Source organism: Actinokineospora spheciospongiae (genome assembly GCF_000564855.1).
Classification (GTDB): Bacteria; Actinomycetota; Actinomycetes; order Mycobacteriales; family Pseudonocardiaceae; genus Actinokineospora; species Actinokineospora spheciospongiae.
Map to the genome: position 1 here is coordinate 1 of NZ_AYXG01000219.1, position 4,038 is coordinate 4,038.

Sequence of the window (4,038 nt, forward strand, 5' to 3'; positions counted from 1 at the left end):
CCCCGCCCAAGCAGATCCACCCACCCGGGCACGCCCCGAAAACGACCGGGCTCTAAACCCGGCCACAGCAAAAACCCGGCCACAGCAAACCAAAGATCAACCCAGCCAGACTCACAGGCAGCGCCCCAAGCCCTCAGCGGACCGCAGCACCCTCCACAACACGCCGACCAGAAGCCCCACCGGAAACCCCGACCCCACCGGCACGGCACAGATCAGCCGCCGGGATGACCGCCGTCAGCGGCCCGAGCGGGTTGACCACCAGCGGGCACCCGCGAAGCTGCCCGGCCAGTTCCCGCCCGGAGACCTCCCGCCACCCCGGCCACGCCCCCGGCACGTGCGTCGCCGACGTGCACGCGGGCACCAGCACCCGCCCGTCGTGGTTGCGGAACCCGGTGATCGCCCGGTCGTCGCCGCGGCGGGCGTAGACCAGCAGCGTGGCGTTCAGCACCACCGGCAGCAGGTCGACCTGCTGCCGGTGGCGGGTGTGCACAAGCTGCAACAGCTTCTCCAGCGGGTTGGACGTCACCGGGAGGCGCAGTGCGGCCGGGGAGGGCCGGTACCCGGTGTTGTACCGGAAGCGCTCGACGACCTCGCCGCGGTCGTCCACGGGGTAGGCGCCGACCACGCCCCACGGGGGCACGTCCACGTCCGGGCTGAACGCCGGGTCGATGACGTACAACCAGCTATTGGGGTTCGACCGCGCGCTCACCCGCATGTCGAGGGTGATTTCGGGCTGCTGCACCCTCCCAGCTTCGGTTACCTCGGGTCACTTGCGAACACCCCCCGTGCTGTACCACCCGAACGAGTGAGGAAGCGGTCGCGGGGGTACTGCACATCTGGCGGTCGGTAGTCGGAAAAGTGGTCACCAGATCCCCCGAAGGTGCGGGAACCGTTCCACATCCGCCCGCATCGGAGTTACAGTCGTCGCGTCCGCACACAGGAGGGGGTACGGGGTGTACCTGGCCGATGGAGGCGGAGGGTCGATCGCGCCCTCGGCGCCCGATTTCAGCGGAACCCGGACCCTGCGGATCGAACCGTCCGCCATCCCGGGTGCGCTGGCCGCGTTCCGCGAGGCGTTCGACCGGGTCGAGGCCAAGGTCACCGCGCTGGACGGGCTGGAGGTCCCGGAGTGGGCCAAGGACCCGGTGAGCGGCGAGGCGGCCACGGACTTCACCGCGCGCACCAACGGCGGCGGCGCGGACTCGGCCATCGCCTGCCTGCGCGGCTACCAGGAGCAGTTGCGCCGGGCGATCGAGTCGCTGGAGACCGCGCAGGAGGGGTACCTGCGCACGGAAGGCACCAACCACGCCATGTGGGGCAAGCGGGACCAGGGGTGAGCTGAGATGGCCATGCACCGGTGGGAGGGGTACGACCACCCCACGCTCTTCAAGATGATCAACAGCGGGCCGGGTCCGGCGGCGTCCACGGCGCAGACCGAGTACTGGTCCGCGCTGACCGCCGAGCTGGAGCAGATCGACGCCGACCTGGCGACCAAGCTGTCCACCATGCGGGCCACCTGGGAGGGCGGTGCCGCCGACCAGGCGCAGACCGGCCTGACCCCGTTGCAGGCCTGGGCCGCCGACGCGCAGTCCGGCGCCTCGCTGATGCGCGCCTCCACCGAGTACCAGGCCGACATCGTCGGCCGGGCCCGCGCCGAGATGCCGGAACCGGTGCAGGTCACCACCCCCGCCCCGTCGGGCTGGGACAAGCTGGCCGCGGGGACCGCGCTGCTGACCGGCAACGCCGGTCCGGCGGCGGGCGTGCTGGCGCAGTCGCAGGACCATGAGGCCCAGGAGGCCGCGCAGGACGCCGCCTCGCAGAAGGCCGTCGACACCATGGACTCCTACCAGTCCAGCACCAACTTCAACACGTCCACGCTGGGCACCTTCGTGCCGCCGCCGGACGTCGTCATCTCCACCCCGGCGCCCGACGGCGGCGTCGGCCACCAGGTCGGCTACGCCATCTCCCAGGCCACCGGGGGTACCGGCGGCTCGAACGGCGGCACGTCCGCCGCGTCGTACACCCCGGTGCAGCTCACCAGCGGTACCCCCGGCCAGTACCTGGCCCCGACCGGCGGCGCGAGCCCGGTGCACACGCCCCAGTTCGTCCCCGGTGGGAACCCCCCGGCCTTCACGCCGGTCAGCGCCTCCACCACGCCCGCGGGCTACGTCCCGCCGACCGGCGGTGGCACGCACACCCCGATCACCCCCAACGGCCTCACCGGTGTGCCCACCGGCGGCGGCGGTCTGCCCTCGGGCGACGCCACGCGCTTCCCCGGCGGCATCCGCCCCGGCCTCACCCCCACCGACGCGGGCCTGGCCCGCGGCGGCCCGGCGGCGGGCCAGGCCGCCGCCCAGGAGGCAGCCGCCCGGCGCGGTGCCCTCGCGGGCGGGCTCGGCGGGTCCGCTCCCGCCGAGGGCCCGGCGCGCGGCGGGGCCAACAGTGCCCTGGGCCGCGGCGGCGTCGCGGGCGCGGGTTCGTTCTCCGGTGACTCGCTGCTCGGCGGCCGCAACGGCACCGCCGGTGCCGCGGGCGGCAAGGCCGGGACAGGTGCTGGGGCGATGGGCGGCGGCCGCGGCGCGAACGCGGACGAGGAAGAGGACTTCGAGCACGCCAGCTACCTGGTGGAGACCGACGACATCTTCGGCGACGAGCGGCACGTGGCACCGGGCGTGCTCGGTTCCGACCGGTGACGGCGTTCGGGGTCCTCGACGTGGACGACCGCCCACCCATCGCGCTGTCCGCCCTGGAGTTCGACGTCCTCTGGGGCCACCTGCGCCCCGGCACCATGCCGCTGGTCGTCAAGGTGCCCTCCCCGGGCAAGACCCACGAGGAGCGCGCGGCGATCGAGGAGCGCGTGTGGGGGGACCTCGACCGGCGCGGCCTCGGCCGCAAGGTCGACGTGCACCCGGAGGTCGAGCACCTGTTCGCCCTGCTGGCCCGCCCGGACCGCGAGGTCGACGCCCGCACCTGGGTGGGCCGCGGCCTGCGCCTGATCGCCTGCGCCGCGGGCGACGACGCGGCGCTGGCGGTCCTCAGCGAGGACTCGATCACCCTGAGCCGCACCTCGGCGGCCAACCTCGCCGCCGCCGCCGTCGGCGTCCTCCCGGCGCACCCGGCGGGCCCCGGCCAGTCGGTCACCCTCCGCACCGAGGACTTCGAGGCGGCGGCCCGCGCCACCGACGGCACCCGCAAGGGCTTCGAACTGGCCCTCTCCGCCCGGGGCCTGCGCCCCGACGACGTGACAGCCCTGGTCGAGATGATCGACGACGTCCGCGGCACCGGGAACTTCGGAGCCGCCGCCCGCGACCGCCTCGGCCGCCGACTCCGCGCGGACCGGGTCGTCTCCTTCTTCGACACCGACGCGGGCCGCTACGTCCAGATCCGCCGCTCCGCCCCGGACGGCACCTTCTGGACCACCATCTCCCCCGCCGACCAGCGCCGCATGGTGCACCAGGTGGACGAGGTGCTCACCGAGGTCCGCCGGACCGCCGAGGGCTGAGCACGTGTCCGCACACCGGCCCCGGGGCTGACCCGGTGCCCTCCCGCAAACCGGTCACCGCCACCGACCTGCGCACCGCCGTCGCCGAGGTCCTCCCCTGGCTGAACGACGGCGCCCCCCAACCCCCACGCCCCACCCTGGCGGCGGCGGTCCGCCTGAGCCTGCGCACCCTCGAACAGGACGCCCCCGGCCACACGGTCGAGGTCCGCGTCCCGCCCTTCGCGGCGGTCCAGTGCATCGAGGGCCCCCGCCACACCCGGGGCAACCCCCCCAACACCATCGAAACCGACCCCAAGACCTGGCTCGAACTCGCCACCGGCACCCTCGACTGGCACACGGCGGTCGCCGAGTCCCGGGTCTCCGCCTCCGGCTCCCGCGCCGACCTCTCCGAACACCTGCCCCTGCTGCGCTTCTAGCGCAACAGGGGCCACCCCGAACCTCCTCGGGCACAGCAACAACCAGCCCACCAACAAGCCGCCGGCCCGGCTACGCAGAGGCCCGGGTGGGTGGATGTGTTTGGCCGGGGGTGGCGATCA

Annotated in this window: 5 protein-coding genes; 4 read left to right on the forward strand and 1 reads right to left on the reverse strand. The window is 74.0% G+C overall.

Annotated features, from left to right (window positions below; translation table 11 throughout):
- Window positions 1-133 precede the first annotated feature (133 nt).
- Window positions 134-742, reverse strand: a complete 609-nt coding sequence (locus tag UO65_RS27620) for a type VII secretion system-associated protein (protein ID WP_052021870.1) — start codon at window positions 740-742, stop codon at window positions 134-136.
- A 211-nt stretch (window positions 743-953) separates the two neighbouring features.
- Here UO65_RS27620 and UO65_RS27625 point away from each other — a divergent pair, with 211 nt between their 5' ends.
- From UO65_RS27625 to UO65_RS27640, 4 genes are read left to right on the forward strand one after another with little or no spacing between them, the layout of a single operon-like run.
- Entirely contained in the window at window positions 954-1,337 is a 384-nt protein-coding gene (locus tag UO65_RS27625) for a hypothetical protein (protein WP_052021871.1), read from the forward strand.
- Window positions 1,338-1,343: 6 nt separating this feature from the next.
- Window positions 1,344-2,693, forward strand: a complete 1,350-nt coding sequence (locus UO65_RS33770; protein ID WP_052021872.1) for a PPE domain-containing protein — start codon at window positions 1,344-1,346, stop codon at window positions 2,691-2,693.
- Window positions 2,690-3,502: an ESX secretion-associated protein EspG gene (locus UO65_RS27635; RefSeq protein ID WP_052021873.1), complete on the forward strand. Its 813-nt coding sequence runs from the start codon at window positions 2,690-2,692 to the stop codon at window positions 3,500-3,502. Before UO65_RS33770 ends, UO65_RS27635 begins: the two co-directional genes overlap by 4 nt.
- A 35-nt stretch (window positions 3,503-3,537) precedes the next feature.
- A complete protein-coding gene (locus UO65_RS27640; RefSeq protein WP_161784527.1) occupies window positions 3,538-3,918 on the forward strand; it encodes a sterol carrier family protein in 381 nt (126 codons plus the stop codon).
- Window positions 3,919-4,038: the final 120 nt, after the last annotated feature.

What these genes read in the sequence shown, in the direction of transcription:
- UO65_RS33770 (WP_052021872.1), top strand. Translation starts at nt 1,344, where the DNA reads ATGGCCATGCACCGGTGGGAGGGGTACGACCACCCCACGCTCTTCAAG.